A 26974-nucleotide genomic window follows, 5' to 3' on the forward strand; every position below is an offset into this window, starting at 1 on the left:
GGCCTGAGCGCTTCAGGCCTTGCGGATTAAGGCCGCCGTGTATTCTATTTTTTTCTCAGTCGCCGATTCCATGGTGTTTAAGGTTTTTACCGGCGTAAAGAATTGAGGCCCGGGCTGTTTACCCTTAGATGAGGGCGTAAAACGGTAATGGCTGGAATCCCTGACAAAATTGTACAGGTGTTTTAAAAAATTAAGGTGGGTATGGTAACCGAGAACCTCCTGCAACGAGGGTTTGGTTGACGCGGGTACTTCGGGACAAAGCGCATGCAGTTGCTGGTTGGCGTATTCATTGTTAATTCTGCCCCATTCTTTGAAAATAATATCGGCGTTCGCTAAGGTAAAATTTTTGAAAAAGGGGTTGTTCTTACTGGCGTGAAGAAACAGATTTCCGATTAAAAACAACGATAAAACCCGCGTTTCCTTGTAGTTGGAGGGGTGGGCCGACATGACCGTGGGGAGCAGTAACTTCAGTGGCATGACCACGGTATCAATATTGGCAGCCACAAAAAAAAGATTCCAACTGGTGTATAAATCCCGCCATTGTGGATGAACATGGAACTGGGATACCAGCTTTTTTGCGTCATCGATTTTTAAGTCGGGGATTAATTCATAACTGCCGTCGTCTTTTCGATGGGTGCCTTCCGGCAATAGCGTGCTGAAGTAATCGCATTGATTCATGTACTGTTGCTGCTCCATGATTTGGATGAGACCAATCCCGGATTCTGCATTGTCAATTCCGCCATTCTCTTTGGCATGGCCGGTTGCGTCTTCCCAGGCCGCTTCAAGGATATTTAATCCCATCACCGGGACTGTTTTTTCTGATAAGGCCTTTGGTTCTGCTGTCTCGATCCAGGCGTTGGTGCCGGACAAGCCGTTCTCCCTGATAAACTGATCCAGGGCTTCCTGGGTTTCTTGCTTGTCACCCATGGAGCGGTGGAAGAGGACTGTCAGCATGACCGGTTTAATCGAAACCATTTTCAACCGCTCAAACAAGGTCGCGTTTGAGGGGACGCCGAAAATAAAGTCAGCGAGGGGGCTTCCGGGAAATCGATTGCCGCTTAATGTGACTAAATGATCGTAGACTTCTTTGGCAAACACTTTGCTGTTGGCCATGGTGACTAACATGCCTTCAAAAAGGAACAACAGGTTCAGTTGCATTTCCAAAGTATCGGCTATTGCATTCAGGTCGGAATCCGCAATTAATTGCTTTTCTTCAATAATGGCCAAGAGTTGGCAAAGGGGCTCATTAGTGGTCAGAGCGTTTTTAAGGTACTGGATCAGCTTGGTTAAGTCGATTTTCTGTGAGCGCGCCTTGACGATAAACTCGGCGAAATCTTTATCTTTCGTATCCAGGGCATCCAGTTTTAACTCGATTAAAATCTTGTTAATCAGAAAGGGGTTGGATTTTTGGGGTAGAATTTTTTCTATTTTGGCTAAAAAATTTTCTGCGCTTTTTTTCATCTTTTTACTTTCCTCTGGGTTGGACGTGCTCATTTAACCCTATTTTTCTTAAGGAAATGTTAAGAGGCAGCAGCCACGCGGTGAATAAACACATGATTTGTGCAATGCGAGCTATATCTTGCGGCGCTTTTTCACTACAATAGATTTTTATCAAAAAAAACCATCTATGTTCAAACCATTGGCGTTTTACATCGGGTTGCGATACACCCGGGCAAAAAAAAGAAATCATTTTGTGTCTTTTATTTCGTTAAGCTCCATGCTTGGGATTGCCCTGGGGGTGATGGTTTTAATCACGGTTTTATCGGTGATGAATGGGTTTGATGAAGAAATCCATAAGCGTTTTTTTGGTATGGCCCCTGAGATTACCGTCAGCGGGCTCGATGGCAAAATCAGCAACTGGCAGGCCCTCGATAAAAAACTGATGACTTTTCCAGATGTAAAAGCGGTGGCTCCGTATGTCGGTGCTCAGGGCCTGTTGACGCATGAGGGCCAGGTTCTTCCGATTGTATTAACCGGGGTATTGCCTGAAAAAGAACAGGCAGTGACCCATCTTAAGGAAAAAATGCTGGCAGGGGATCTCGCGGATTTAAAGCATTTTGGCTTAATCCTGGGGCGGGGGCTTGCGGACAGTCTGGGCTTGATGATTGGCGATAAGGTAACCATCATGATTCCTCAGGCGACGGTGACACCTGCGGGAATGATTCCCCGTTTTAAACGGTTTACGGTGGTCGGTGTTTTTTCAGCCGGAACCGGATTTAATTTCGATACCAAACTCGCCTTCATCAACCTGGGCGATGCCCAGAAATTATTGCAATTGGGTGACCAGGTCAGCGGCGTGAAGATGAAAATCAAGGAAATTTATAAGGCACCGGAATTATCTCATGAAATCAGCAAGACGCTGGGTGATGGCTATGAAGTAGGCAATTGGACTGACCAATTTGGCCCCTTTTTCCAAGCCGTCAAGATGGAAAAAACCATGATGTTCCTCATCCTGCTGCTCATCATCGCCGTGGCTGCGTTTAATCTGGTTTCGTCCTTGGTCATGGTGGTCAATGACAAGCAGGCAGAAATCGCCATTTTACGAACCATTGGCGCTACGCCATCGATGATTCTTAAAATTTTTATTGTCCAGGGCTTGATGGTAGGGGTTGTTGGCACCTTGTTGGGTCTTATCGGCGGTATTATTTTAGCCAGTAATGCCACGGCCATTGTGAATCACCTGCAATCGCTTTTCCATGTTCAGGTCTTGTCGTCCAGTATCTATTTTGTCGATTACCTTCCTTCAAAAATCATGTGGGTCGATCTGGTGCAGATTTGCGGTTTGGCACTATTAATGAGCTTTATCGCCACCATTTATCCGGCCTGGCGTGCGTCCAGAACCGTTATTGCGGAGGCTTTGCATTATGAGTGAGACTATTTTTTCCTGTGAGCGCCTCAGCAAATCCTACCATGACGGGACGTCCATTGTTCCTGTGCTTAACGGCATTGATTTTTCAGTGCAGGCCGGTGATCGGATTGCCATTGTTGGGCCGTCGGGATCGGGTAAGAGCACCTTATTGCACCTTCTCGGGGGGCTCGATAAACCCAGTGAGGGACAGGTGCGGATGCAGGGAGTGGATTGGCAGTCTCTGACTGAAAAAAAACGTTGCCAGCTTCGCAATGAGAAATTGGGCTTTGTCTACCAGTTCCATCATTTACTCCCTGAATTTTCAGCCCTTGAAAATGTGGCCATGCCTCTTTTGCTGGGCGATAAATCGGTGACGGACGCCCGGGAGCTGGCGTTATTGATGCTTGATAAGGTGGGCCTTGCTCATCGGGTGACGCATAAGCCCGCGCAATTGTCTGGCGGCGAACGGCAGCGCGTAGCCATCGCCCGCGCTTTGGTGCATCAGCCCCAGTGCGTGCTGGCGGATGAGCCCACCGGCAATCTGGATCATGCCACGGCCGTGAAAATTTTTGAGCTGATGCTTAAGCTCAATGAACAGTTTAATACCGCCCTGGTTATCGTTACTCACGATAAGCAGTTGGCCGACCGAATGGACAAACACTATGCCATTCAGGACGGTCGTTTATTTTCATAACTCTATCCAGTGGAGGGATTTATGTGTAAAGGTGACAACATGCCCAAATCACTCAACCATGGGGATTTTCCAGCCGTGAAACGAATTAAACACGTGCATCAGACGCCTAAGCAAGTCTCTGATTTTGGTGAAATTATTGGGAAAATGGGCCCGTCTTTTTTTCACCCGGAAGTCAGCCGGGTGAAATTCCATGACAGGCAGTTTGAAAATCAGAGCGATGCAAACCCGGCGCCGGTGTCCGCGCCAGGTTCAGCCGGTCATTAATAATCGGCATGGCCCGGGGTACGTGGGAATGGGATCACGTCCCGTACGTTACCAATGCCGGTGACATAGCTAATCAGACGTTCAAAGCCTAAGCCATAGCCGGCATGAGGTACGCTGCCATAACGGCGCAGGTCGCGGTACCACTGGTAATTGTCTTTATCCAGTTTACACTCCTCCATGCGCTGATCAAGAATGTGCAACCGCTCTTCGCGCTGGCTGCCGCCGATGATTTCACCAATACCGGGGGCGAGCACATCCATCGCTGCCACCGTCCGGCCATCGTCGTTAAGGCGCATGTAGAAGCCCTTGATGTCTTTGGGGTAATCGGTGAGGATAACTGGTTTTTTGCACAATTCTTCTGCCAGATATCGCTCATGTTCGGACTGCAGATCAAGCCCCCAACTTACGGGAAAATCAAATTTCTTATCCGCTTTACTTAAGGCGTTAATGGCATCGGTATAACTCATCATCTCAAAGTCAGACGCGACAATGTGTTCAAGCCGCTCAATGCAGCCAGGTGATACAAACTGATTGAAAAACTCCATGTCGTCACCGCGCTCATCCAGTACGGTCTTACACAGGTAGCGCAACATGCGCTGACTCAACGCGGCAATGTCGTTTAGGGTAGCAAAAGCCACTTCGGGCTCAATCATCCAGAATTCGGCGAGATGGCGGCTGGTGTTGGAGTTTTCAGCACGGAAGGTGGGACCAAAAGTATACACTTTGGACATGGCCAGGCAATACGCCTCGACGTTCAACTGCCCAGAGACTGTGAGGAAGGTTTCTCGACCAAAGAAATCCTTGGAAAAATCCACCCCTCCCTGTGCCGTTTTTGGCAGATTGAGCAGATCAAGCGTGCTGACCCTGAACATTTCGCCTGCGCCTTCGCAATCGCTGGCGGTGATAATCGGTGTGTGAATCCAGAAATACCCTTGCTCATGGAAAAAGCGGTGAACTGCCTGAGCCAGGCAATGACGCACACGGGTTACGGCGCTGATGGTATTGGTGCGAGGGCGCAAATGAGCGACTTCTCGTAAAAATTCCAGCGTGTGACGTTTCGCTTGAATCGGGTAGGTGTCTGGGTTTTCAACCCAACCGGCGACTTCGAGGCTTTCAGTCTGAATTTCAAACTGTTGCCCTTTTCCCTGCGAGGCAATCAATTGACCGGTTGCCGAAATGGCACAGCCTGCGGTGAGTTTAAGCACGTCATCCTGGTAATTGGGCAGTTGTTCGCTGATAACCAACTGAATGGGTGCAAAACAGGAACCGTCATGCAAGGCCACGAAAGAAAGGCCGGCCTTCGAGTCACGGCGGGTTTTTACCCAGCCTCTCACAGTGACGCGGGCGTCAACCGGAACCTCGCCGTCCAAACACTGTTTAATTGTATAAACTTCTGTCATATCCACTCCAATAGAAGGTTGCATTATGCACCAGTCAGGCAAAATACGTGTCGATTGTGGTTCAAGCCACGATTAAGTAGGATAATACACTAAATGAAATAAGTGAGGTAATCCATGCCGCGTGTTCTAATGATCATTTTAGCCATTCTTTACTCCTTTCGTGTCATGGCAGAGGATACCGAATTGAAATTGTTCAGGCCGTTTGGAGGAACAGAACAGCAAATTCCCCTGATTATTGATAAACGTCTTTCGGGGGAGTGCTGGCAGCAGTCGCAGCGCATCGCGCGGGAGGATGCGTGGCGTTGTCTCGCAGAGGGGCAGGTGTTTGATCCCTGCTTCATTAAAAAATTCAGCGACAACACCGAAGCCCTTTGTCCGCAATCCCCCTGGGTTGGCCGCAGTGTGCTCATAAAATTGAACACAGCCGCGGACAACAGTCAGCATACCGAACTGGACATGTCGAGAGCCTATCCCTGGGCTGTTGAACTCCTGAACGGTGAGCAATGCGAAGCCGCACGTCAAAGCGAAACAATTGAGAACCTCCCGGTGCGCTACTATTGCAATGATCAGACGATCCTGATGGGGCATTTGCAACGCTGCAAGGCGGAGTGGACTATTCTTAAGCGGGATACTGCGGGGCGGGTAACGACTGCGACAGTGAAAAAGGCATGGTTTTAATGCCGGTTTAACAAGCTTCGTCAACGCAGCGGAAGAGGGAATGCTGACGATGTACTAAACTGTAAGTATGGAAAACTGCAGGGAGCTGACCATGCCTGAATCACTCCATTCATTGTTGATTAGTCAAGTGCTGGGCTTTTATTTACTGATTGTGGCCATCGTGATGTTAACGCGTGCTGATTATTATCGAAACCTGATGACCAATCTTCACGAAGGCTCGCATGCCATTCTTATTGGTGCGACGTTCTCGCTCATCATCGGTATTATTCTGGTGCTCGTGCATAACCTCTGGGTTTGGGATGAAGAAGTCATCATTACCATTATCGCCTGGCTGATTTTAATTAAATCGGTCTTATGGCTGGCTTTTCCAGAAAAAATGATGACGTTCAGCCGATCCTTTTATGCGGGCTCTGGTTATTACATTACGGCAGGTATTGCCCTGGTGCTTGGCATCATTTTGTTAGCCTATGGCTTTTATCTGTACGTTTAAGCGTCTTCAGGGGCTGCATTTTTGAAGGGACTTAACGACAGGCAATGCTCATTAATGGCGTTGATTAACGGATAGTTGACCATAGGAAAGCCAAAACGATGGGCATTGTAAACCTGGGGTATCAAGCAGATATCCGCCAGTGTCACTTCATGGCCATAACAAACTTGATTTTTATGCGGCATTTGCTGCAAGCGGCTTTCAACGGCATCGAAACCGAGTTTAAGCCAATGAAAATACCACTCACGGATCTGAGGCTCATCGGCATCGAATTGGTACCTTAACCGGTTAAGCACCCTGAGGTTATTCAAGGGATGGATATCACAGGCGATGGTGAGGGCCAGGCTGCGGACATGCGCGCGGCCTAAAGGCGTCTGTGGCAGCAGGGGCGGCGTGGGCGTCATCTCGTCCAGGTATTCAATGATGGCGAGCGATTGCGTAATAATATGACCATTTTCATTCAGGGTAGGAACCAGGCCCTGAGGATTCATTTCCAGATACTCCGGCCGATGTTGTTCGCCGCCATTGTTCACCAGATGAACTGCCAGCGTTTCATAGCTGATGTTTTTAATATTCAGGGCGATGCGCACGCGATAGCTCGCCGTTGAACGAAAATAATCATATAGTTTCACGTTTATCCTTTATATTGAACAACGGTTTGATGAATTGCTCCAAACAAAGAATGCCCTTGCTCATCCACCATTTCAATGCGAATGGAATCGCCGAAACGCATAAAATCGGTGGTTGCCTTTCCGTCAGCAATAATCTCTAACATACGTTTTTCAACTATACAAGACGAGCCTTTGCTGCGATCCCGGTTGGAGACGGTACCTGAACCGATGATGGTGCCTGTGCCCAAGGGTCTTGTTTTTGCGGCATGAGCAATCAATTGCGGAAAGGAGAAGGTCATGTCGGTTCCCGCATCGGGTTGACCAAATAACTGACTGTTTAAATAACTCCTGAGCGGCAGGTGCACCCGCTTTCCATCCCAATGGCTGCCCAACTCATCTGGCGTGATGGCCACGGGTGAAAAACCGCTTGAGGGCTTGGAATGGAAAAAACCAAACCCCTTGGCCAATTCAGGAGGGATCAGGTTACGCAAGGAAACATCATTCACCAGCATGAACAGCTTGATGTGCTGTCCTGCCTGCTCGACACTGACGCCCATGGGCACATCATCCGTAATGACAGCCAGTTCAGCCTCAAAATCAATGCCGAATTTCTCATCCGCCACTTCAATCGCATCCATCGGACCCAGGAAACTGTCAGACCCGCCCTGATACATCAGCGGATCGGTCCAGAAATCGTCGGGAAGCTGCGCTCCGCGTGCCTGGCGCACCAGTTCCACGTGGTTGACGAACGCGCTGCCATCCGCCCATTGGTAAGCACGCGGCAGGGGGGCAGCGGCATGGGCCGGATCAAAAGTAAAACTGTGCGCCAGATCCCCTTCATTTAATGCTTCATACACTTCCAGTAATTCGGGGGCCTTGGCTTCCCAATGGTCAAGGGCCTGCTGGAGTGTCCTTGCAATATGACCCACACGGATAGCACGAGTCATGGATTGATTGACGACGCACAATTCGCCGTCGCGGCTGTCTCTGGATTTCAAGCTGGCTAATTTCATCAGTGTGCTTCCTGTAAGGTGCCGCGGCGGATTTGATCGCGCTCGATGGCTTCAAACAGCGCCTGGAAATTACCTTCGCCGAAACCGTCGTTGCCTTTGCGCTGAATGATTTCAAAAAACACAGGGCCAAAGACGTTCTCGGTAAAAATCTGCAGCAGCAACCCACCGGCGGGGTCCTTGTCGCCATCAATGAGAATTTTTTCCTGCCGCAACTGGGCAACTGGCTCCTGATGCCAGGGAACCCGCTGATCAATCATTTCGTAATAGGTATCGGGCACATCCAGGAAACTGACGCCCGCTGTGCGAAGCGTATTGACCGTGGTGTAAATGTTGCTGGAGTTCAGGGCAATGTGCTGTATTCCTTCGCCTTTGTAATCGTGGAGAAACTCTTCAATCTGGGATTGATCATCCTTGGATTCGTTTAAAGGAATTTTAATCTTGCCGCAGGGGCTGCCTAAGGCGCGGCTGATAAGGCCGGTCATTTGGCCTTTGATGTTGAAGAAACGAATTTCTTTAAAATTAAAGATCGTTTCGTAGAATGCCGCCCACTTGTCCATGTTGCCGCGATAGACATTGTGGGTGAGGTGATCAATGGCCGTCAAACCACAACCGGGTTGTGTTGACGCTGAGCCGGTCAGATGCCACTGGTTGGCAAAAGGTTCGGTGGTGTCATCAACAAAATAAATCACGCTGCCGCCAATGGCTTCAATGGCGGGTAAGCCATGATGGGCATGATCGCAATCAACAAACGGGGTCGCGCCCTGAGCGATGGCATAGGCATAAGCCTGCTCCGCATCCTGCACTTTAAACCCCATGGCGCAGGCCCCTGCACCATGCGTTTTGGCGTGGCGTTCGGGTTGACTGTTGGTTGTTGCATTGACAATAAACTGAATCTGGCCCTGATGGTAAAGGGTAATGTCCTGTGCTTTGTGGGTGGCTTTCGCTGTGAACCCCATGGCCTTGAACTGCCGCTCAAGCAGGGCTTTATCGGGTGATGAAAATTCTAAAAAAGCAAATCCATCCAGTCCGCAGGGGTTTTGTTCCGTGTGTTTTTTCATAGTCATTCCTTCTTAATCTCAATGCTGTTCAAAAGCCGTTGGCTATTGGCGTGGCCTGACCAGAAAAAGGCCGTCGGCAATGGCTAACAGGCTGGTATCCACTCGTTCATCCTGTTTTAGCAAGTCATTCAGCCGTCTGATTTCGCGGGTCTGGCCGTCATTCACTTGCGAATCAATTACTTTACCATCCCAAAAAATATTGTCTATGGCGATGAGACCTTGGGGGCTTACAAGCTGTAATGCCTGTTCGTAATAGTGAAGGTAATTGGTTTTATCGGCATCGATAAAAATAAAATCAAACCGGTGTTGATACCCCTCGTTGAGTAATTGTTGCAGGGTCTCGGTAGCCGGGGCCAGGCGCAACTGAATTTTTTTATCCTGCCCCGCCTGCTGCCAGAATGAAGGTGCGTTTGCCGTCCATTCCTTGTTAATGTCGCAGGTGATGAGTTCCCCGTCGTCCGGTAAGACAAGCGCCATGGCCAGGGCACTGTACCCGGTGAATGTGCCGAGCTCAAGGACACGTTTGGCCTTGATCAGTTTAAGCAGCAGCTGCATAAACTGCGCCTGTTCGGGTGCTACCTGCATGATGGCCAGGGCCATGTTGGCAGTGTCTTCGCGAAGGGCTTTCAGGACGGGGTGTTCGCGTAATGACACATCGAGCATGTAATCGTACAGGGCGGGCGTGATGTTTAAGTGCTTAATCATGGACGAAACTCCAAAGAGCACAGGCAACCCGGGCTGCCAGGGTTGCCTGTTGAATCGGTCAGGCCAGTTTTTCCTGGGCTAAGGTGTCGGCAATTTCACTGGCAGGGCGGTTTTCTTTTTGTGAGCGGACAAAAATTTCCATCAGGGAGGTCCCGATGCTGTTGATTTGCCGTACAACCTGCTCATCGGGGGTATTGAGGTATTTGCTGGCTGCGAAAACAAGACCGCCAGCATTGATGACGTAATCCGCCGCATAGACGATGCCTTTATCATGCAGCAGTTTGCCGTGATAGGTATGAGCCAATTGATTATTGGCAGCTCCGGCCACGATGGTGGTTTGCAGCTGATTGATGGTCATGTCGTTAATGATGGCACCCAGGGCACAGGGAGAAAACACATCGCAGGGGACTTTGTGGATGGTGTCGGTACCGATGGCGGTTGCGCCGAATTCCTTGACAGCACGTTCAACAGCGTCCCGGTTAACGTCTGCGACGGTCAGTCTTGCACCGGCCTCATGCAGATGGCGGGCAAGCAAATAACCCACATGGCCCAGGCCCTGAATGGCAACATGAAGGCCTGTGAGGTTCTCCTTGCCAAGCTTGAATTGAACCGCTGCTTCAATTCCCTTAAAAACCCCTTTGGCTGTGGAGGGCGAGGGGTCGCCGTTATGACTCGTCAGACTGGCGACATAGGGCGTATGCTCTGCAATGATATCCATGTCGCTTAACTGGGTACCGCTATCGAGCGCGGTAATGTAACGTCCGCCCAGCTCATTGACGAATTCACCAAAGGCATGGAAATAAGCCTCATGATCGTAAGGGCCGTGCGGTTTAATCACCACGGCTTTGCCACCGCCTAAGGGTAAATTGATTGAAGCGGCTTTATAGCTCATGCCCCGTGCCAGACGCATGGCGTCGTTGATGGCGTTTTCTGTTGAGGGGTATTCAATAAAACGACAACCGCCTAACGCTGGACCCAGTTTGGTACTGTGGATTGCAATAATGGCTTTCATGCCGGTTTTGCTATCCACTTTAAAATGGATGTCGCCAAAACCATGGGAAAGAGCATAATCTAAAAAATCATCCGGTCTGATCGCGGGATCGTTTATTTTTATTGTATCAACAGACATCATGGGTAAAACTCCAAGAAATTTTCCTGCACATGTTATAGTCCCATTCGCACACTAAATCAATGCAATCCTCCTGAAGTTGCCCTTATATTTTTCGCTAAAAATTAATTTTATTCATATTGTGTTTTTCGTGTTCTAATAGCCCGGTTGGTTCGCTCACTGCCTTGGTATACACTAAGGAATTCAACGCTTGAAAGTCACCTGGAGAAACGCATGAAAAAAATCGCTGCAATGCTTGTTTTAGCAACGCTGTCCCCGTTCTGCGCCATTGCCAATCCGCCACCGCCGCCGATGCTGCTTGATAAAATCGACTTCCAGGTCTCCGCTAAACAGTGGGTAAGTACTCAAACCGCTCTGCTGACGGTGGCTATCAATGCCACTTTAAACAGCGCCGATTTAGTGAAGGCACGCGCGGACATCATGGACCATTTAAACCGGATTGCGAAGGGCGAATGGCATATCACGCAGTTTGATCGCTCACAGGATAATTCAGGCCTTGATAAACTCTATGTTGCCGCTCAGGTCCGTGTCCCTCAGGCGAGCCTGACCAACATTTACCAAAATGCCAAAGACGTCAGCAAACCCGGTGCGACCTATACGATAAGCGGCGTGGAGTTCAAGCCCAGCCTTGAAGAAATTCAAGTGGTGAAATCACAGTTGCGCCAGAAATTGTATCAGCTGGTGAATGAAGAAATCGCGCGTTTAAACAAAGTCTACGGTGAGCAGCATTACAGTGTGAACCGCCTCTACATCACTGATGGGGATGCACCCGTGGTACAACCGAGAGCCTATCAGGCGAAAGAGGCCCAGGTGATGTATGCCGCATCCATTGCCGCGCCTGCCATTGCTGTCAGCAATGAATTAACCATGACCGCTGTGGTGGAAGCCGCATCCAATCGCGAGGCAAGCCATGCTGTTGCAAGCACCAGTCATTGAAAAAGTCATTGGCCATCGCGGCGCCTCCGCGTATGCGCCGGAAAACACCCTGGCCGCTTTTGATAAAGCGTTAAGCATGGGGTGTCGTTTTCTGGAATTTGATGTCATGTTAAGCGCCGACGGCGAACCGTTTGTGTTTCATGATGAATCGTTGAAACGAACCACCAATGGCCAGGGGCAGATAGGTCTCGTGACTGCCGAATACCTGCAAACGCTGGATGCCGGCAGCTGGTTTTCGCGGACGTTTCGCGGCGAGAAAATTCCTCATTTCCGTGAGGTGCTTAAATGGCTGACCTTTGCCAATGTCAATGCCAACATTGAAATCAAACCCTATCCCGGGCAATCGGAGCAGACGGCGGCAACCGTGTTATCCTTCATCAATCGTTACTGGCCTGCGAACAAGGCGGCGCCGCTGGTGTCCAGTTTTGATCGGACGGCGTTAACGCTGTACCGCTCGTTAGCCCCGGAAATGCCCATTGGTTTATTGTTTGATCGCTGGGAAGACGATTGGCAACAGCAGGCCGAAGAATTGCAATGCTATTCCATCCATTTAAATCATCGCGCGCTCAACGCCGACAGGGTAGGGGCCATGAAAGAAAAAGGTTATCTGGTTCTGGCCTATACCGTCAATCGTAAACGGTTGGCATTGAAGCTGTTTGACTGGGGGGTGGATGCCGTTTTCAGTGATTATCCTGATTTGTTGTTATGAAACGATCAATCCTTGTTTTTTGTTTGCTGTTCACAGCGGCTGTCGCCTTTGCCAAACCCGTTGAAGTCATTTTCTGGCATTCCTTAGCCGGCCGTCTGGGACAGGAATTGACGGCGCTGGTTGATGAATTTAATCATTCCCAGAATGAAGCGCGGATAAAACCCGTCTACAAGGGTGACTACATCGATTCCCTCACCAGTTTTGCCGCCGCCTTTCGCGCGAAGCAACCGCCCATGATCATTCAGGTGTTTGAAGTCGGCACAGCCAGTATGCTGGCCCCGGCAGGGATCATCAAACCAGTGGATGAGGTGATGAAGGACAGCGGGTATACCCTGGAGAAAAACGATTTTTTACCCGCCGTTCGCGCCTTCTACAGCCAGGGCGGTAAATTACAGGCTTTGCCGTTCAATACCTCAGTGCCGGTTATTTTCTACAATGCCGATCTCTTGCAGAAAGCAGGCTATGATGCCGCTCATTTTCCTAAAACCTGGGATGACATGGAAACGCTGGCCGCGGCGCTTCGAGCCCGGGGGGCGGCGTGTGCCTACAGTTCAGCTTACCCGTCGTGGATTCAGGTTGAGGCTTTTTCTGCATTGCATGGGTTACCACTGATTGATAGCACAACCCATCAGGCGGTTTACAACAATGAAAGGGTTATTCGCCATTTACAGCGCCTTAAAAAATGGCAGTCCCTGCATTATTTCGAATACGGGGGCAGAACCAGTGACGCTACCGTCCTGTTTACCAGCGGACGCTGCGCCATGTTCAGTCAGTCATCCGGGAGTTACAGCAGCCTGTCGGCTCTGGTGCCTTTTCGAGTGGGTGTCGCGCCGTTGCCCATCGATAACCAGGCCTCTGGCACCCGCCATCCCAATGTCGCCGGGGGTGCGGCCTTGTGGGCGGTCCAGGGACATACGCCCGCGGTTTATCACGCGATTGCCCGTTTTTATCGCTTTCTTACCCGGCCTGAAATTCAACAGCGCTGGCATGAGCATACCGGGTATATCCCCGTCGGTATGCGGGGCGTTTATCAACGGTTTGCTGACAGCCATCACCCCACTTTGATGGTGGCTCAGGCGGATTTGGTGCATGACGGGGCAACGGCCCCTTTGCATCTGGGGCCGCAAAATCTCATTCGGACCATCAATGACGAGGCCATGGAGGCGATATTTGCAGGCATCAAATCACCGCGAGAGGCCATGAATGAGGCGGTCAGGCGTGCAAATTACACCATCATGCGTTTTAATAGGAACACAAGCTGATTTTTATTACAGGACGTATCATGCTGGGAAAATTTTGCAGGCTGTTTGCCCAAAAACAACCGGTCAGTTATACCGGCGTTTTAACCCATACTTTTTATTGGCTGACCTCGCCTGCTAATGATCTGGTCTATAAAAACCCCAATTACAAACCGGTAGAAGGACAAGCCGGTGTTGCGATTTATTGTGTTCATGGCACGGCCGACAGGCCGGCTGCTTTTACCCGTATTGCCGAACGCCTGATCGAGCAGGGATTGCCAGAGGAGGTGGAGTCCATTCATCTGGTTTCGTTTGAGGGGCGGGGAAAGGGCTTGAGCATCGATGACTTTTCGAGTCAATTAATTGAAAAAATCAAAATCAACAAGCACACGCGCGTGATGCTTATGGGCCACTCCCGGGGCGGCTTGGTAGTGACTAAGGCCGCGGAGGATATGGCGGAGAAAGGTGACATTGCCCCCTTGTTATGCATTGGCATCTGCGCACCCTATTCCGGGTCCTATCTTGCTCTGCCGCCCTTGTCCTGGTTCTCTTCCTCGGTATCAGAAATGGAATTGGATAGCCCATTTCTTGATGAGTTGAATAAAAAACTGGCCACATCAACCATTCCCTATCATTTTGTCGAAGCCTTGGAGGATGGCATTGTTCCCGTGGAATACGGGTATGCCAAATCCTACCTTAAGGACCATCCCAATGCGCTTAGCCGTTATGCCCGCCATGGCCACCTTTCCATCATGTCATCCCATGTCCTGGTGGAAGAAATGGGGCGATTAATGAAGGAAGTGCTCAATCCGCTTCCGATAAAAAAGGGTGGGGAAGTTGCAATTACCCGGCATGAATCATGGGGTGGCCCGTTGATAGAAGATTATGAACCGCCTAAGGCTGTTTTGGGGTCATAGTGAAAAAGGACTTATTTATGCTATGGTTAATAAGTCAGTGACTCAATGATCTTGCTCAAAGGAAGGATAGAAAACCATGTCTCATAAAATAAACCCTGATTCCACCGCGTTCATCGAACGTCTGACGGAAAGAGCCGGCAGTGCCTTGAATGGCGCCAACCTGCTGGAATTACCCCCTGAAAAGGCCCGTGTTGCCTTTAATAAACTGATTGCGCCTGTCCCTGGCAAATTAAAACCGATTGAGGTGCAGGTAGAAAACCGGCATCTGGATATCGAGGGGGTTAAAACAGGTGTTCGCATCTACAAGCCAATGAAAAATAATAATGATTTACCGGCCCTGATTTATTGTCATGGCGGCGGCTTTGTTTTTGGCGATCCCGATTTTCTCGACTACACCTGCCGCGCACTGTGCGAAGGCGCTCATTGCATGGTGGTGGCTGTCGACTACCGCCGGGCTCCTGAGCACAAGTTCCCTACGGCCCATGATGATTGCTATCGCGTGGTTCGTTATGTACAAAAGCACGCCAAAGACCTGGGCGGCAATGGTGTTGTCGCTGTCGGCGGCGACAGTGCGGGCGGCAATGTGGCTGCAAGCATTTGCCATCAGGCTAAAAAAAATAAAGACGTGGAGATTTGCTTCCAGTTACTTTATTACCCCTGGGTTGATCTCAACAACACCACCGAATCCGATAAAACCTTCGCGAAAGGTTATTTTCTGGAAACTGAAACCCTGCATTGGATGCGCAAACAATATTTAAATTCAGGGGATGAAAAGAATCCGATTGCTAACCCGCAGTTTCAAACGGATTTCAGTCATCTGCCTCCGGCCTTAATTATTGCTGCCGAATGCGATCCCATTCATGATGACGCCAAGCTGTATTATCAAAAATTGGCTGCGGCCGGCAATGATGCGCAATTCATCGAGTTTGGCGGTATCCTGCATGATTTTTGCGCCTTGCCCTCGCATTACGAAGCCGCGTTGCTCGCATTCGGCGCCTCCGCTGATGCGTTAAAGCGTGCCTTTGCAAAAGCCTGATTCGCCATCACAAGGCATGTCCAACCGGAGATGCCTTGCCTCTATTTTTTTCACATTGTTTAATTAATGGGCTACACTTGAGAATACGTTGATTGGCGATGTCCATTTATGCTCTCATGCTATTTAAAGTATCATCTTTTTCGCCAAGTCCGCGTTTTTGAAGCACGTTCGGAAGAGGAAAAAGAGCATGTGTTTAATTTCCGCTACCGGATTTACCACGAAGAGTACAAGATGATTGAGCCAGGCTACGATCATCAACGAAAAATCCTGAAGGATGAGCTCGATACCCACAAGCAGATCATTTTAACCTACACCGTCACTAAGCAAGCGATATCCAGTACCTGTCGCTCCCACTATTTTCAACAGACGGCCTGCCCCAGAGAAATGGACGGGAAATATGGTCTTCCAGAGTTATCCATCCCATCGCAGCACACGCTAGCCTTGTCAGAACGCTTGGCCGTGGATAAAAACATCCGCGGCAAATACCTCGCCATGGTCCAAACGGTGTACATTGCCACGCGTTTGATTCGCGATCTGTCGACCTATTTCTCCTTTGCCAGCTGCGCACCGAGCCTGCTCAGGCATTATTCAAGATTAGGTTACAGGCCTTATACGTCCAAACTGTTGCAGTTTGATGATCGGCTGGAAATCCCCATTGCGGTTATACCCGATTTAAAATTTCTCAAAGAATCGGGCTCGCCCGTTTATCCCTTGATGAAAAAATATTGTGATCCCGCCTTATTGAAGCAATATGAACATTATCGTCCAGATATTCTGAAAAATTACCTGACCCAGGATGCGTCGCTGGATGATCTGGCGAGCGATGCGTTTCTCAAACGGAGAAAATCATTCTTTTACCATTTGAAAAGACCCACGGCTGATTTTCTAATTCGCAATGGCTTTTTTTTAACGCTGCCTGAGAATGGGGTACTTTACACCGAAAAAGAGCATCAACAGTGCCAGTTTGTGGTGATTTCTGGTCAGTTAATCCTGTCTAAGCGGGGACACACGCTGATTCAGTTGCATGCAGGCGACATTGTCGGTGAGTTTGGGACGTTTCATGACAATTACTGCCGGTGTGTCACGGTGAAAGCAATCAGTGATGCCCAGTTACTGGTTCTGCCGCGCGGTATTTTGCGGAAACTATACTGCTTTGACACCCAACTGTACGCTAATTTTACCGAGTCCTATCTCAAAAGCATCGCGCTCAGGGAGAAAAAACTGATTTGTAAATTGATTTCCAGCCAACGATAACAGGAGCCGTCATGACGACCGACCTTTTTATAAGAAATTCAGGCTATGTTTCAGAAAAAGTTCAGCAGCGGTTGGCTGAAATGACCATTTTAATTGCCGGCTGCGGTCTGGGGAGTTACCTGGCTGAGGGACTCGTGCGTTTCGGTTGTCATCATCTGGTGTTGGTTGATCATGACACCATCGATACCCATAACCTGAACCGTCAGGATTTTATGTTCCGTGACGTAGGACGGCTTAAAACGGAAGCGCTGGCTGAACGCTTACGCTTGATTAATCCTGACGCGACCATTCAATGCGTTAGCCAGCGGGTATCGGCAACCAATGCGGAAACCTTAATCAAAGGCGTTGATCTGGTGATCGATACCATTGATTTTTTGAGCATGGAGGATCTAATTCCATTTTATGAACAATGCTATTTGCAAAAGCGCACGGTGATCAGCGCCCTTAGCGCCGGGTTCGGTGCCGTGGCTTTCTACATTCCCGGCACGTTGCAGACGCACAACTGGTTTACCAAAATTTTTGGCATCGACGATTCGGAAGTGAGCGCGCCCAAAGAGTATGCTTTTTATTTTGAACGGTTACTGACGACCCTTGGACTTTACCTGCCTGAAGAGGTTACCCGTAATTTAATGGGTGTTCTTGAATTAATGAAAGAAAAGCGTCCTTGTCCTGCTTCACAGGTTTCAGCCGGGGCCTTTGCCGCGGCATCGTTGTGTGTGACGATTGTTCATCGCATGCTTTCAGAGCAGACGCTTGTCGAGTTACCGTATGCGATGGCCCTGGACATGAATCGTATTGCAGCCATTCCCGCTTTCTCGTTAGCACCATAGCCCAATAGAGGCGGCAAGGATGACGGAATGAGGGTGGTTTAATTAAAATCGAACGGATTATAACCACGTCTTTCCTGCGAAGGCGGAAATCCAGGAGCAGGGCTTCGAAAGGGAGCCCTCGCCTGCGTGGGGGATGACAGAGGCGGGCGCGTCATTGGCGCGCGACGGGCCTGCCTGCAGCACTTCTACAACAACGGCCTCATAAACGCACTTAAATCGATTTTTTTCTGCATGCGGAATTGGTAGACCGCGTAGAACGAAATGACATTTTTTAAATAATTGCGGGTTTCATGCCAGGGCAGGGTATCAATCCAGACATCAATTTCTCTCGGCGGATGATTTTTCAGCCAGTAATTCACCTGACGGGGGCCTGCATTGTAAGCGGCGGCAATTAGCAGCGGGTGGCGATTAAAGCGTTTAGCCAGTGTGGCGAGATAAGCCACGCCGATGCTGATGTTTTTTTGTGATAAAAAGAGCTGAGCCTTGTCGCCGTAGGGAATTTTTGCCAGTTTGGCCACCACCACCGCCGTGGCGGGCATGAGTTGCATGAGTCCTCTTGCCCCCGCCACGGAAACCACATCCTCGCGAAAACTGCTTTCCTGACGAATGATGGCATAAATCAGTTCCTGGGGGACCTGATGATTTTTAGAGTGCTGGGTAATGGCGCTTTGATAGGCCAGGGGGAAGCGCAGGGATAATTGATTGTTCAAGTCATCGTCATTGCTTAAAGCCAGTGATTTATCATGCCATTGCAGGGTGTTGGAAACCCAGAAAGCCAGCGCGCTTTTATCGCTTTTCGGCAATTCGCTGGCGAAATCATTTAGAAGGCGGGAGGCCTGCACGGTTTGTTTTGAGTGATACAGGGACTTGATGTTATCGGTAAACGGTTTATATGGTTTCAGCAGGTTCAAGTCAGTTACGGCTTTTTCATTCTGAAAATTGGGGTTTTTATGGATGCGTACACTGGCTAAAAAACCATAATAATGGCGGGTTTGTGCCAGGGTTTTATAAATTTCCCGTGCCTGTTCCTGACGACCCTGTTTTTCCATCGCCCGCGCCAGCCAGTACTGCCAGCAGGGATTGTCTTTTTCCGGGGAATGCTGGATTAATTTTTCGACCTGCCGCCATTGCCCGCGTTTTAAAGCAAAACGAATCTGCCAATCCAGAAGGGTGGAGTCATAAAAGGCGGGTTGAATTTTGGCAAACCAGACGGCAGTGTCTTCATGATTGCGCATGGCCTTGTAAAGGGCTAAATGCGCTAAAAAAGACTGTTGTTGGGCTTGGGAAAGCATTTTTTGGGTTTTGGGGTTTTTCCAGTAGTTAAGCGCCTGATCCATGTTGATGGAAACCATGCGTTTTAAGCCGTAAAGGTAAAATTCGCCATGCAGGCCGCCAGGAGTTAGCAGGAGGATGCGTCCCGGGGATTGATGGATGCTCATGAGCAGCGCCTGATCCTCAAGGCGGGGTTTTTTGTATTGTTTAAGCAGATAACGAACCAACGGAAGATTGCGTTTGTCCAGGGCAAGAACAATGCGCTCGGTAATCAAGTTTTCATTGAATTGATCGCTTTTCACAAACATGTCCAACAGTCGGTTGCATCCCGGAGGCTGGGAGTTGCCTGATAACCAGATTGCCCGGGTATCCTGCATGGCGGCCACGGTATTACCCTGGTAATAATTGGCCAGGTTTTTAAAACACTGCAGGTTTACATCGGACGTGGGCTTGTAGTACGTCAGGTAATTTGCCCAATCCTTGTTTTGCGCGAGATGATAGAGCCAGCGATTACGTAATTTATTGGCAAGCGGCGTGTCTTCACTGATGAACGTAAAAAAAGAGTCGTCGGGATGTTCCGGTAAATTCTGACTCCACTCAAGGTAAGCCATAAAACGCGCAAGGTAGGCATTGCCTGACGCGCCATGGGCGAATCCTGTGACGCCAATTAACCACAGCACAAGTAAAAACTTTTTCATAGTCTCTCATTAAAGACGTGAGCATTCGATGAAACGCTCGATGTTAGAAGTTAACGCGATGGTTATTTTTGTGTATATCCCTATAAACACCGCTAACCGATGCAATCCAGTTGTTTACGCATGGAGGCAATGGTCTTGCCGTAATCTGCAGTAGAGAATATAGCAGAACCGGCAACAAATTGGGTAGCTCCAGCACGTGCCAGCGCCGCAATATTGTTTTCACTGACGCCGCCATCCACGCAGATCGGCAAATGGGGGTAACGATGGTGGATGAAGGTAATTTTGTCAATAACCTCAGGAATCAAACGTTGCCCGCCAAAACCCGGGTTGACGGTCATGATTAAAATAAAGTCAAGCCGGTGAGCCACCCATTGCAGGCAATCCGGCGAGGTGGATGGGTTTAACACCAACCCTGCTTCACAGCCCTGTTGCTCAATGAGGGTGAGACTGCGGTCCAGATGGATCGTGGCATCGGGATGGATGCTGAGCCGTTTGGCCCCGGCTTTGGCAAATTGCACAATAAGATCGTCGATGGGCATGGCCATGAGATGAACATCGATGGGCAGTTCAGGAAACCGCTTGTGCAGCGCCTCGCAGACTAAGGGCCCAATGGTCAGATTCGGCACGTAATGATTGTCCATGACATCGAAATGAATCATGTCGGCTCCCGCCTCCATGACGGCTTTTACTTCGTCGCCAAGACGAGTCATGTCTGCGGACAGCAGGGAAGGTGCAATAAGGTAAGTCATGGGTTAACCTTCATGGAACGATACCTCGATCATAGGCAGTCCTACGCGATTAGGCAACCAATCGGCTGTCTTTTTCCCGTATCAGCAAGCCAATACGGGAACGCGGGATTAGGAGGAGGAATCCAGGGCGTAGATAAAGCTGACATTGACGGTCGGAATGCGCAGGCTCGCATCCAGGGAATCGACGCGGCTGGTGGCTAGATAACGAAAATCGAGACCGAAGGCGGCAAAATCATCGAGGAAATAGCTGATGCCGAGAATTCCCTGGGCCATCGCGGCACTGGAGGATTCCTTGCTTTCAAAAATGGGCACCTGACTGTTGTTGTAATTGACATTATACAACTTGAAATTGCTGCGAACAGTCCCATAACCCAAGCCTAAACCCAGGTAGGGCACAAAACTGCCATCCCCTCCAGCCTGGTACATTTCATAGAGGGCATTGACCAGGGCGCCGACAATGATGGTTTTGCCTTCCATGTCGAAACCGTTGGGGGTGGTGTGATTGCGCAGAACAAAGGTACCCGATTGAATTTTATCAAACTGATCATAATTAAAGAAAAGCTCGCCTTCAAACCGGAATTTATTCCAGCGGTAACCCAGTGATCCGAACGCATCCCCACCCAGCGAGTACGTTAAGGTGGCCGCACTGTCGTTGATGCCCAAAACCGGGTTATTGAAGGTAAAATCAAGATCGGTGATGTGGGAGGCGCCGCCGCCCAGGCTTAAGTACCAGCCCTGAACGGGATTGACAGCATGGCTTGAACTGCCTGCCAGCAAAGCCATCGCGGCTAAACCCATACGAAAAGAAGTCTTCATGAACAACGTCCTTATTTGTAATTCGCCACGTCAAAACGGTAAGTGACCCCGACACTCGCTAAATGCGCCTGGAATGTTTTGTTAAACGCACTGACCCGCTGTGTGGAAAAGTAACGGTAGCCGGCATCCACGGAATAATTTTCAGCAAAATTGTAAGTCAATCCGGCTGTGGCCTGATAAGCAAAGACGTTATTGGAATCCTTAAAGCGATTGGGGCCAAAAGGACCGCTGCTTTTCAGCGTGGTTTCAACCCAGGCATACCCCAGGCCTGCACCGAGGTAGGGTTCAATTGCCGGTACAATTTCAGGAAAATCATAATACACATTGGCCATTAACGCTGTGGCAATGGCTTCGCCGCTGACGCCGTTCTGGCGAACGAAATTCACCTCAAACTGGCGTGTATCGGCCTGGATGTAGGTTAATTCGGCCTCGTAGCGAAGTGGTGAACTTTTATAACCGATTCTTCCCCCGGCGTTAAAGCCGCTGGTGTAAGAAGGATCACTGTAGAACAAACCGTATTTGGCCGTGCTGACATTATCGGGAAGATAACTGTAACCGCCGAAAACGCTGGCATACCAACCGTCAACCGGAATAGCGGAAAATGCAGCGCTGGACGTCAGCAATGCAGCGGAAAGAAGTGCAGTTCTCATAACTTACCTATTGTTATTATTATGTTAAAACCAATTCATGTTAGCGTTTTGCTTTGATTTTGCAAGCGGCTTTTTATTGTTACTTTATCAGATCCTGGGCTAAGATGATTAGATGTGCTATCAAAAAGGAGGTTGAGCATGGCAAAAATAATTAATAATCTGGAAAAATTTACTCAAGGGTTGATCGATTTAATTTCGGACAACAGTGAGGCAGGTAAAAAAAAATTAGAAGAACTCTTTGCCAAAGCGCATGCGGACTATGATGAGCCCAAACAATCTTATGTCTGGCGTTGGATCTACCAATACTCTCGCCAACGCAGCGATAATTTTAACAAAGCCGAAACGGATCTCAAGTTACCCGATCCGCTGCTGCGTCTGCAGACGCTGCTGGTGTTTATATCAGGTGGGAACTGGACAAGCACATCGGCCAATACCCGCCTGCTCCTGGGGTTAATTAAGGCCGTGCCGGGCTATGACAAGGAAACGGATGAGTACCTTCGCACCCGAATCATCGATGCCTTAACGCCTCTGCTCAAGGAACAAATCACCCTGGTGGTTAAAACGCAGCAAAATGAAATCGCCGTTAAAGCGGCGCGGCAAAGAGAACTGGATTTGATTAACCAACGCAAAGAAAAAGAGTTGGATGAAATCGCTTTATTTGACAAAGAAGACGATGCGCGCGCGTTTGCTGCAAAAAAAACCGAAAAGTACGCCGTTTACTTTGTAAAAAATAAAACAAGCTGGTACATGGGTTGGTATGACAGCACCGGCAAAAAAGAATTGTTGTTAGCCAATAAAGAATTACAAACCCTGCTCGCTAAATCGTTAAATGTGGATGATAAAACCATTGCCAAAATTAAAGCGCAATGCCGCATCCTTCTTGAATCGTTTCTTGATAAAATTAATTTGCTGATTAATCCAGAACCCAAAGAACTGGAAGGTTTGGCTTCGGCGTTTACACTCGATGAAAAAACAGAGGCGCTGACCTGGTACGACAGCCTTGGAAGAACGCATGCCATTGATTTAAAAAAATACCCCATGGCTTATGAGTGCTCTAAGACACGGGATTTAAGCGATGAAAACAACGCACTGTTTTTTAAATCCCTGTTGTTGCGTGTGTCAACCCGTCATGCGGTGGATAATGAAAAGCAAAAAAGCCTGCTGCAGTTAATGCAAAAGAGATTCAGTTGTGAATTACTGTTCACCAATGAGCTGCCGCGATTGCCTGCGCCACGTCTTGGCGCCTACATTCTCACCCGTGAAAAATCCCTGTGGGTTTTATATCAATGGCAGGATGGCGCGGCGAAGGCCGTGAATACCGATGCCTGGGAAGAATACCACACGATGCTTGATACCTTAGGGAACATTGAGCCAGAAGCGGTGAAGGCGGAGGACAAGGAAAAATTGCGCGGACTTATTACCAAATTGTCGCGGATGCCTGCTGCAGTGCGGGTTGAGGAAGCGGTTAAGCCGGTGTCAAAAATCAATGTGGCTCAATTTGCCGAGCTGGAAAAATGCCTGGGAGGGCATGTGGCCAAAGTGAAAGGCAACGCCAAAGACGAAAAAGAAACCACGCATCAACACGCGGACAAAAAAGCGGTGGCTGAGAAAAAGAAGCAATTGGTGTCTAAATTTTCAGCCGTAGCCACCCTGTTTGGCGCCCAGGTCATTGATGAATACCGTAAACCCGTGAACCCCGTGATGAATCCAGTCCTAATTGACGATTACCTGCCGCCGCCACCACCGGTAGAAAATCCAGACTCCATGCGCAGTGACGGGGAATGGCTGGATGAGGAGGATTACTATTGCGGTAACCCGACGATATAAAGCGGGCTTTCTCAAACGGGTTGTTGTTCAGGGCGCTGCTTATAGCCATTGGTAATCGGGTAGCGCCACTCCCGACCAAAAGCACGGGGGCTTACTTTGGGGCCGGGGGCAGCCTGTCGTCTTTTGTATTCATTGCGTTGAATCAATTGGATCACGCGATGGACGATGGCGGGGTCGAAGCCTTTATGAATAATCGTTTCGGCATCGAGATTGTTTTCCATGTAATCCTGAATAATGGCATCGAGAGTGTCATAATCCGGTAAGCTGTCCTGATCGGTCTGATTGGGAGCCAGTTCGGCAGAGGGCGCACGTGTGATCACACGCTGGGGAATAATGTCTGACAGGCTGTTACGGTAAGCGGCCAATTCATACACCCTGGTTTTGAGCACGTCTTTAAGCACAGCAAAGCCGCCGGCCATGTCGCCGTAAAGGGTGGCATAGCCCACGGCAGTTTCACTTTTATTGCTGGTGACCAGCACCATGTTGCCGGTTTTATTGGACAGGGCCATCAATAACATGCCGCGAATACGCGCCTGCAGATTTTCCTCCGTGGTATCGACCGGCAAACCCTCAAAGGAGGGGGCTAAAATGGACAAGAGACTTTGAAAAGCCGGCTCAATGGGAAGAACCGTCCCCGAGACCTGCATGGCCTGCAACTGACCCTGGGCATCAGCGACACTCATGTCGGCTGTGTAACGTGAGGGCATTAACACGGCATGAACGCGTGAGCCCCCAAGAGCATCGGCGGCAATGGCCAGGGTGAGGGCGGAGTCAATCCCGCCGGAAAGCCCAAGCAGCACGCCGGGAAAGTGGTTTTTATTCACGTAGTCGCGTACTGCACAGACCAACGCTTCGTAAAGCAGGGCAGTGGGATCCATCAGGGGTTCCATCGGGCCTGTCACCCGGCCTCTGTTCAACGAGATGGACTGGGTCGTCTCTTTAAATGCCGGTAATCGGGCGCAGAGGTTGCCTTTGTTATCAAAAGCTAAGGATTGGCCGTCGAACAGCAATTCATCCTGGCCTCCGATTAAATTGACATAAAAAACAGCCAGACCCTGACGGGCGTAGGACGACAACAATTCAACACGACGCTCGTATTTTTCATAATCAAAGGGGGAGGCGTTAAGGCACAGCAGGCCATCGGCCCCCTCGGCAAGGAGGGCTTCAACCGGACCGGTTTGCCAGAGATCTTCGCAAATGCAAAGACCCAGCTTGTAACCGTTAATGGTGAGAATGCAGGCGGTTTCCGGGCCCGGGGTGAAATAACGCCTCTCGTCAAAAACGCCGTAATTGGGTAATTTCTGCTTGCGGTACGTAGCAATGATTTGACCGCGGTGAAGAACGCTTGCGGCATTAAAGCAGAGCCCATTCTCAAGGAGAGGGTGGCCAAGAATGACATGGCAATCTCCAACCTGCTTTGCGAGCGCCTGCAGCGCGTCCTCTACCTGTCGATGAAACTCAGGACGCAGAAGCAGATCTTCAGGCGGGTAGCCTGTCAGCGCCAGCTCGGGAAATAGCAGCACATCATGCGTGGTTTGCCTGCTCTGAACAATGGCTGATATCGTTTCCGCATTCGCGTGAATTGCCCCAACGGTCATGTTGACCTGGGCAAGCAGAATATCAAGCGTTTTATTCATGACAGCAGGCTCGGTTAATTCAGGACGGCTTATACTACCATAATAGTCCGATTAGGATAGCCTGATGGATGACTTGTTCTCTTTCTGCTCAGTGTTCGTCAGTGGCAAAACCAGCGATTGGTTGTCACCTTCCTGTCCGGGCGGGAGGAAATGGTGTTGGCGCTGTTCAAGCGGGGGCGGGGAGGATGTTGGGAAGAAGCTGTAACTGTGTGCTTTTGAGAATCGTCCGTAATGGGTTTTCCCAGGCGCTTCGAAGGAGGTACGCGGCAACAGGCGCATACGGCCGTTCACCTGTTTACTGACGTCGCAGCCTGCGCTGAGCAGCAGAAGTACTTCCTGCGTGGTTGACGTTGGGGCATCACTGCCATTGTATTGTGAAACGAAAGCGGGCGTGCGCACTTCTTTTATCACTTCTTCGAGAAACAGGGCCGGATCACGGGTTAACAGGGCGGCCTCAATGTTGGGGAAATGCTGTTCGACCAACTCAAATTGATAACCCAGTATTCGGGCAGCTAAAAGCCAGGCTTTGTTCAATTGCCAGTTTAATCTTGCCGGATCGGGGTTTAAATAGACGGCTTCACCGGCATGGTGTTTGATCATGGCGTTCACTGCCCGTGACGTGCCGAGCCAGACGATTTTGTTATCCGGGTGCATCAAGGCATAAAAAGCGAGTTTCAGGATTTCGATTTCCAGGGCTTTAAAGTCAATGTACAAGGGGGCGTCTTTGACCTGCAGGGACAAATACCTCGTTAATACTTTGTAGGCGTTGACTTTTTCTCCCTTGTCGGCGCTAAAGGATAATTCCCTCAGCCTTAAAATGGCGAGCTGACCGATTTCATCGTGCAAGCCCAGCGTACCGAATTCAATGGCATCGATAAATTGGTCATTATCCGGGTTAAGTAAATTCGTTAACGCATTGTGAGCATTTTTTTTTCCGCCGCTTAAATGGTAAAGCCTCGGGAGGTCAAAGCGGATGGTTTGCCAGGTATTCATTTGATCACTGACATAATGATTAAAGAGTGAAAGCCCCGCATGTCTAAAGAGGAGTCGGGTGCCCTTTTTATCGTAGCGAAATTCGCCTGAGGTGTAATAATTCCCCAAAACAGGGTAAGTGTCCTGAAATTCCGTCATTAATTTTCTGGTTATTTTTTCTGCCTTTTCGCAGTAAGGCTCGTATTTCTGTCGGCATTTTTGGAGCTTTTCCTGACATATCACTGCCATGGATTCCACGTCGGCTACTGAGGGATGGTCAGTGGGGGAGGCAGTTTTGGTTTCGGGACATTCAGCACTGCTTTCATTCAGGTCGGAATTGGCATGATCAATCAGCAGATTAGTCACCGCAATCTCAATGGATTGAAGGTAATCCATTGGATGGCGGCTCTCGAATTGGGCTACGTCCTCGATTAATTTATCTAGAAGATCACTGTAAATCTGCAGTTGCCGAAACGTGTTTTCTCTATCCATTTTTTTCCATAATGACGAGCCTGATTTATTTGTGAGCATAATTTACAATTATCG

Annotated in this window: 26 protein-coding genes; 13 read left to right on the plus strand and 13 right to left on the minus strand. The window is 49.4% G+C overall.

Annotated elements, in window-relative coordinates; translation table 11 throughout:
- Nucleotides 1-12: 12 nt before the first annotated feature.
- Nucleotides 13-1461 carry a symporter gene (locus tag DYE45_RS05450; protein ID WP_115300564.1) on the minus strand — a complete coding sequence of 483 codons (1449 nt, stop codon included), beginning with the start codon at nt 1459-1461 and terminating at the stop codon, nt 13-15.
- Between the two features lie 166 nt (nt 1462-1627).
- On the opposite strand from DYE45_RS05450, the gene DYE45_RS05455 reads away from it, so the two are divergent.
- Genes DYE45_RS05455 through DYE45_RS05465 form a run of 3 tightly spaced genes read left to right on the plus strand, consistent with a single transcriptional unit; the run spans nt 1628 to nt 3806 of the window.
- On the plus strand, nt 1628-2872 hold the full coding sequence (locus DYE45_RS05455; RefSeq protein ID WP_115300565.1) for a lipoprotein-releasing ABC transporter permease subunit: 1245 nt from the start codon (nt 1628-1630) through the stop codon (nt 2870-2872).
- Nucleotides 2865-3542, plus strand: coding sequence for a lipoprotein-releasing ABC transporter ATP-binding protein LolD (gene lolD, locus DYE45_RS05460; protein WP_108293455.1), 678 nt, complete (start codon nt 2865-2867; stop codon nt 3540-3542). Before DYE45_RS05455 ends, lolD begins: the two co-directional genes overlap by 8 nt.
- Nucleotides 3543-3581: 39 nt before the next feature.
- Nucleotides 3582-3806 (plus strand): hypothetical protein, encoded by a 225-nt coding sequence (locus DYE45_RS05465; protein ID WP_133138183.1) that lies wholly within the window; start codon nt 3582-3584, stop codon nt 3804-3806.
- Here DYE45_RS05465 and asnS read toward each other — a convergent pair.
- Nucleotides 3803-5206, minus strand: coding sequence for an asparagine--tRNA ligase (gene asnS, locus DYE45_RS05470; RefSeq protein ID WP_108293459.1), 1404 nt, complete (start codon nt 5204-5206; stop codon nt 3803-3805). The two genes, DYE45_RS05465 and asnS, sit on opposite strands and share 4 nt — an antisense overlap.
- A 114-nt stretch (nt 5207-5320) precedes the next feature.
- On the opposite strand from asnS, the gene DYE45_RS05475 reads away from it, so the two are divergent.
- Together DYE45_RS05475 and DYE45_RS05480 are read left to right on the plus strand one after the other, a co-directional pair.
- Nucleotides 5321-5884 carry a cytochrome c oxidase subunit 6B family protein gene (locus tag DYE45_RS05475; protein ID WP_115300566.1) on the plus strand — a complete coding sequence of 188 codons (564 nt, stop codon included), beginning with the start codon at nt 5321-5323 and terminating at the stop codon, nt 5882-5884.
- A 91-nt stretch (nt 5885-5975) separates the two neighbouring features.
- Nucleotides 5976-6374, plus strand: a complete 399-nt coding sequence (locus DYE45_RS05480) for a hypothetical protein (protein WP_115301069.1) — start codon at nt 5976-5978, stop codon at nt 6372-6374.
- On the opposite strand, the gene maiA is transcribed toward DYE45_RS05480, so the two are convergent.
- The 5 genes from maiA to DYE45_RS05505 form a co-directional block, all read right to left on the minus strand.
- Nucleotides 6371-7003 (minus strand): maleylacetoacetate isomerase, encoded by a 633-nt coding sequence (maiA, locus tag DYE45_RS05485; RefSeq protein WP_108293463.1) that lies wholly within the window; start codon nt 7001-7003, stop codon nt 6371-6373. The genes DYE45_RS05480 and maiA overlap by 4 nt on opposite strands.
- A 2-nt stretch (nt 7004-7005) precedes the next feature.
- The gene (locus DYE45_RS05490) at nt 7006-7995 is read right to left on the minus strand and encodes a fumarylacetoacetate hydrolase family protein (RefSeq protein ID WP_115300567.1); all 990 of its coding nucleotides are present in this window, start codon (nt 7993-7995) and stop codon (nt 7006-7008) included.
- Nucleotides 7995-9053: a 4-hydroxyphenylpyruvate dioxygenase gene (hppD, locus tag DYE45_RS05495; RefSeq protein ID WP_108293467.1), complete on the minus strand. Its 1059-nt coding sequence runs from the start codon at nt 9051-9053 to the stop codon at nt 7995-7997. The genes DYE45_RS05490 and hppD overlap by 1 nt, the downstream gene beginning before the upstream one ends.
- A 42-nt stretch (nt 9054-9095) precedes the next feature.
- Nucleotides 9096-9755 carry a class I SAM-dependent methyltransferase gene (locus DYE45_RS05500; protein ID WP_108293681.1) on the minus strand — a complete coding sequence of 220 codons (660 nt, stop codon included), beginning with the start codon at nt 9753-9755 and terminating at the stop codon, nt 9096-9098.
- A 61-nt stretch (nt 9756-9816) separates the two neighbouring features.
- On the minus strand, nt 9817-10890 hold the full coding sequence (locus tag DYE45_RS05505) for a Leu/Phe/Val dehydrogenase (RefSeq protein ID WP_108293469.1): 1074 nt from the start codon (nt 10888-10890) through the stop codon (nt 9817-9819).
- A gap of 210 nt (nt 10891-11100) precedes the next feature.
- Here DYE45_RS05505 and DYE45_RS05510 point away from each other — a divergent pair, with 210 nt between their 5' ends.
- The 7 genes from DYE45_RS05510 to DYE45_RS05540 all read left to right on the plus strand — a co-directional run bounded on the left by DYE45_RS05510 (nt 11101) and on the right by DYE45_RS05540 (nt 17807).
- Nucleotides 11101-11823, plus strand: coding sequence for a hypothetical protein (locus DYE45_RS05510; protein WP_108293471.1), 723 nt, complete (start codon nt 11101-11103; stop codon nt 11821-11823).
- The gene (ugpQ, locus tag DYE45_RS05515; RefSeq protein ID WP_115300568.1) at nt 11798-12532 is read left to right on the plus strand and encodes a glycerophosphodiester phosphodiesterase; all 735 of its coding nucleotides are present in this window, start codon (nt 11798-11800) and stop codon (nt 12530-12532) included. The genes DYE45_RS05510 and ugpQ overlap by 26 nt, the downstream gene beginning before the upstream one ends.
- Nucleotides 12529-13794 carry an extracellular solute-binding protein gene (locus DYE45_RS05520; protein WP_115300569.1) on the plus strand — a complete coding sequence of 422 codons (1266 nt, stop codon included), beginning with the start codon at nt 12529-12531 and terminating at the stop codon, nt 13792-13794. The genes ugpQ and DYE45_RS05520 overlap by 4 nt, the downstream gene beginning before the upstream one ends.
- 20 nt (nt 13795-13814) lie before the next feature.
- Nucleotides 13815-14687 carry an alpha/beta hydrolase gene (locus DYE45_RS05525; RefSeq protein ID WP_108293477.1) on the plus strand — a complete coding sequence of 291 codons (873 nt, stop codon included), beginning with the start codon at nt 13815-13817 and terminating at the stop codon, nt 14685-14687.
- A gap of 76 nt (nt 14688-14763) precedes the next feature.
- Nucleotides 14764-15723: an alpha/beta hydrolase gene (locus tag DYE45_RS05530; RefSeq protein ID WP_115300570.1), complete on the plus strand. Its 960-nt coding sequence runs from the start codon at nt 14764-14766 to the stop codon at nt 15721-15723.
- A 108-nt stretch (nt 15724-15831) separates the two neighbouring features.
- Nucleotides 15832-16977: a cyclic nucleotide-binding domain-containing protein gene (locus DYE45_RS05535; RefSeq protein WP_115300571.1), complete on the plus strand. Its 1146-nt coding sequence runs from the start codon at nt 15832-15834 to the stop codon at nt 16975-16977.
- Between the two features lie 11 nt (nt 16978-16988).
- A complete protein-coding gene (locus DYE45_RS05540; protein ID WP_108293483.1) occupies nt 16989-17807 on the plus strand; it encodes a ThiF family adenylyltransferase in 819 nt (272 codons plus the stop codon).
- A gap of 185 nt (nt 17808-17992) precedes the next feature.
- Here the strand turns inward: DYE45_RS05540 and DYE45_RS05545 are convergent, their stop codons facing one another.
- The 4 genes from DYE45_RS05545 to DYE45_RS05560 all read right to left on the minus strand — a co-directional run bounded on the left by DYE45_RS05545 (nt 17993) and on the right by DYE45_RS05560 (nt 21992).
- Nucleotides 17993-19777, minus strand: coding sequence for a transglycosylase SLT domain-containing protein (locus DYE45_RS05545; RefSeq protein WP_108293485.1), 1785 nt, complete (start codon nt 19775-19777; stop codon nt 17993-17995).
- A 92-nt stretch (nt 19778-19869) separates the two neighbouring features.
- On the minus strand, nt 19870-20526 hold the full coding sequence (gene rpe, locus DYE45_RS05550; protein WP_108293487.1) for a ribulose-phosphate 3-epimerase: 657 nt from the start codon (nt 20524-20526) through the stop codon (nt 19870-19872).
- 108 nt (nt 20527-20634) lie between these two features.
- Entirely contained in the window at nt 20635-21342 is a 708-nt protein-coding gene (locus DYE45_RS05555) for an outer membrane protein (RefSeq protein ID WP_108293489.1), read from the minus strand.
- A gap of 11 nt (nt 21343-21353) precedes the next feature.
- Nucleotides 21354-21992, minus strand: coding sequence for an outer membrane protein (locus DYE45_RS05560; protein ID WP_108293491.1), 639 nt, complete (start codon nt 21990-21992; stop codon nt 21354-21356).
- A gap of 138 nt (nt 21993-22130) precedes the next feature.
- Here DYE45_RS05560 and DYE45_RS05565 point away from each other — a divergent pair, with 138 nt between their 5' ends.
- Nucleotides 22131-23819, plus strand: coding sequence for a hypothetical protein (locus DYE45_RS05565; protein WP_108293493.1), 1689 nt, complete (start codon nt 22131-22133; stop codon nt 23817-23819).
- Between the two features lie 11 nt (nt 23820-23830).
- On the opposite strand, the gene DYE45_RS05570 is transcribed toward DYE45_RS05565, so the two are convergent.
- On the minus strand, nt 23831-25456 hold the full coding sequence (locus tag DYE45_RS05570; protein ID WP_108293495.1) for an NAD+ synthase: 1626 nt from the start codon (nt 25454-25456) through the stop codon (nt 23831-23833).
- A gap of 51 nt (nt 25457-25507) precedes the next feature.
- Nucleotides 25508-26959: a hypothetical protein gene (locus DYE45_RS05575; protein ID WP_133138182.1), complete on the minus strand. Its 1452-nt coding sequence runs from the start codon at nt 26957-26959 to the stop codon at nt 25508-25510.
- Nucleotides 26960-26974: the final 15 nt, after the last annotated feature.

Origin of the sequence: Legionella taurinensis, assembly GCF_900452865.1 — a bacterium.
In the GTDB taxonomy this organism is placed as follows: domain Bacteria; phylum Pseudomonadota; class Gammaproteobacteria; order Legionellales; family Legionellaceae; genus Legionella_C; species Legionella_C taurinensis.

Excerpts from the sequence above, each read along its gene's own strand:
- DYE45_RS05450 (WP_115300564.1), bottom strand. The coding sequence starts at position 1,461 with ATGAAAAAAAGCGCAGAAAATTTTTTAGCCAAAATAGAAAAAATTCTA.
- DYE45_RS05455 (WP_115300565.1), top strand. The coding sequence starts at position 1,628 with ATGTTCAAACCATTGGCGTTTTACATCGGGTTGCGATACACCCGGGCA.
- lolD (WP_108293455.1), top strand. The coding sequence starts at position 2,865 with ATGAGTGAGACTATTTTTTCCTGTGAGCGCCTCAGCAAATCCTACCAT.
- DYE45_RS05465 (WP_133138183.1), top strand. The coding sequence starts at position 3,582 with ATGCCCAAATCACTCAACCATGGGGATTTTCCAGCCGTGAAACGAATT.
- asnS (WP_108293459.1), bottom strand. The coding sequence starts at position 5,206 with ATGACAGAAGTTTATACAATTAAACAGTGTTTGGACGGCGAGGTTCCG.
- DYE45_RS05475 (WP_115300566.1), top strand. The coding sequence starts at position 5,321 with ATGCCGCGTGTTCTAATGATCATTTTAGCCATTCTTTACTCCTTTCGT.
- DYE45_RS05480 (WP_115301069.1), top strand. The coding sequence starts at position 5,976 with ATGCCTGAATCACTCCATTCATTGTTGATTAGTCAAGTGCTGGGCTTT.
- DYE45_RS05490 (WP_115300567.1), bottom strand. The coding sequence starts at position 7,995 with ATGAAATTAGCCAGCTTGAAATCCAGAGACAGCCGCGACGGCGAATTG.
- hppD (WP_108293467.1), bottom strand. The coding sequence starts at position 9,053 with ATGAAAAAACACACGGAACAAAACCCCTGCGGACTGGATGGATTTGCT.
- DYE45_RS05505 (WP_108293469.1), bottom strand. The coding sequence starts at position 10,890 with ATGATGTCTGTTGATACAATAAAAATAAACGATCCCGCGATCAGACCG.
- DYE45_RS05510 (WP_108293471.1), top strand. The coding sequence starts at position 11,101 with ATGAAAAAAATCGCTGCAATGCTTGTTTTAGCAACGCTGTCCCCGTTC.
- ugpQ (WP_115300568.1), top strand. The coding sequence starts at position 11,798 with ATGCTGTTGCAAGCACCAGTCATTGAAAAAGTCATTGGCCATCGCGGC.
- DYE45_RS05520 (WP_115300569.1), top strand. The coding sequence starts at position 12,529 with ATGAAACGATCAATCCTTGTTTTTTGTTTGCTGTTCACAGCGGCTGTC.
- DYE45_RS05525 (WP_108293477.1), top strand. The coding sequence starts at position 13,815 with ATGCTGGGAAAATTTTGCAGGCTGTTTGCCCAAAAACAACCGGTCAGT.
- DYE45_RS05530 (WP_115300570.1), top strand. The coding sequence starts at position 14,764 with ATGTCTCATAAAATAAACCCTGATTCCACCGCGTTCATCGAACGTCTG.
- DYE45_RS05535 (WP_115300571.1), top strand. The coding sequence starts at position 15,832 with ATGCTCTCATGCTATTTAAAGTATCATCTTTTTCGCCAAGTCCGCGTT.
- DYE45_RS05540 (WP_108293483.1), top strand. The coding sequence starts at position 16,989 with ATGACGACCGACCTTTTTATAAGAAATTCAGGCTATGTTTCAGAAAAA.
- DYE45_RS05545 (WP_108293485.1), bottom strand. The coding sequence starts at position 19,777 with ATGAAAAAGTTTTTACTTGTGCTGTGGTTAATTGGCGTCACAGGATTC.
- rpe (WP_108293487.1), bottom strand. The coding sequence starts at position 20,526 with ATGACTTACCTTATTGCACCTTCCCTGCTGTCCGCAGACATGACTCGT.
- DYE45_RS05555 (WP_108293489.1), bottom strand. The coding sequence starts at position 21,342 with ATGAAGACTTCTTTTCGTATGGGTTTAGCCGCGATGGCTTTGCTGGCA.
- DYE45_RS05560 (WP_108293491.1), bottom strand. The coding sequence starts at position 21,992 with ATGAGAACTGCACTTCTTTCCGCTGCATTGCTGACGTCCAGCGCTGCA.
- DYE45_RS05565 (WP_108293493.1), top strand. The coding sequence starts at position 22,131 with ATGGCAAAAATAATTAATAATCTGGAAAAATTTACTCAAGGGTTGATC.
- DYE45_RS05570 (WP_108293495.1), bottom strand. The coding sequence starts at position 25,456 with ATGAATAAAACGCTTGATATTCTGCTTGCCCAGGTCAACATGACCGTT.
- DYE45_RS05575 (WP_133138182.1), bottom strand. The coding sequence starts at position 26,959 with ATGCTCACAAATAAATCAGGCTCGTCATTATGGAAAAAAATGGATAGA.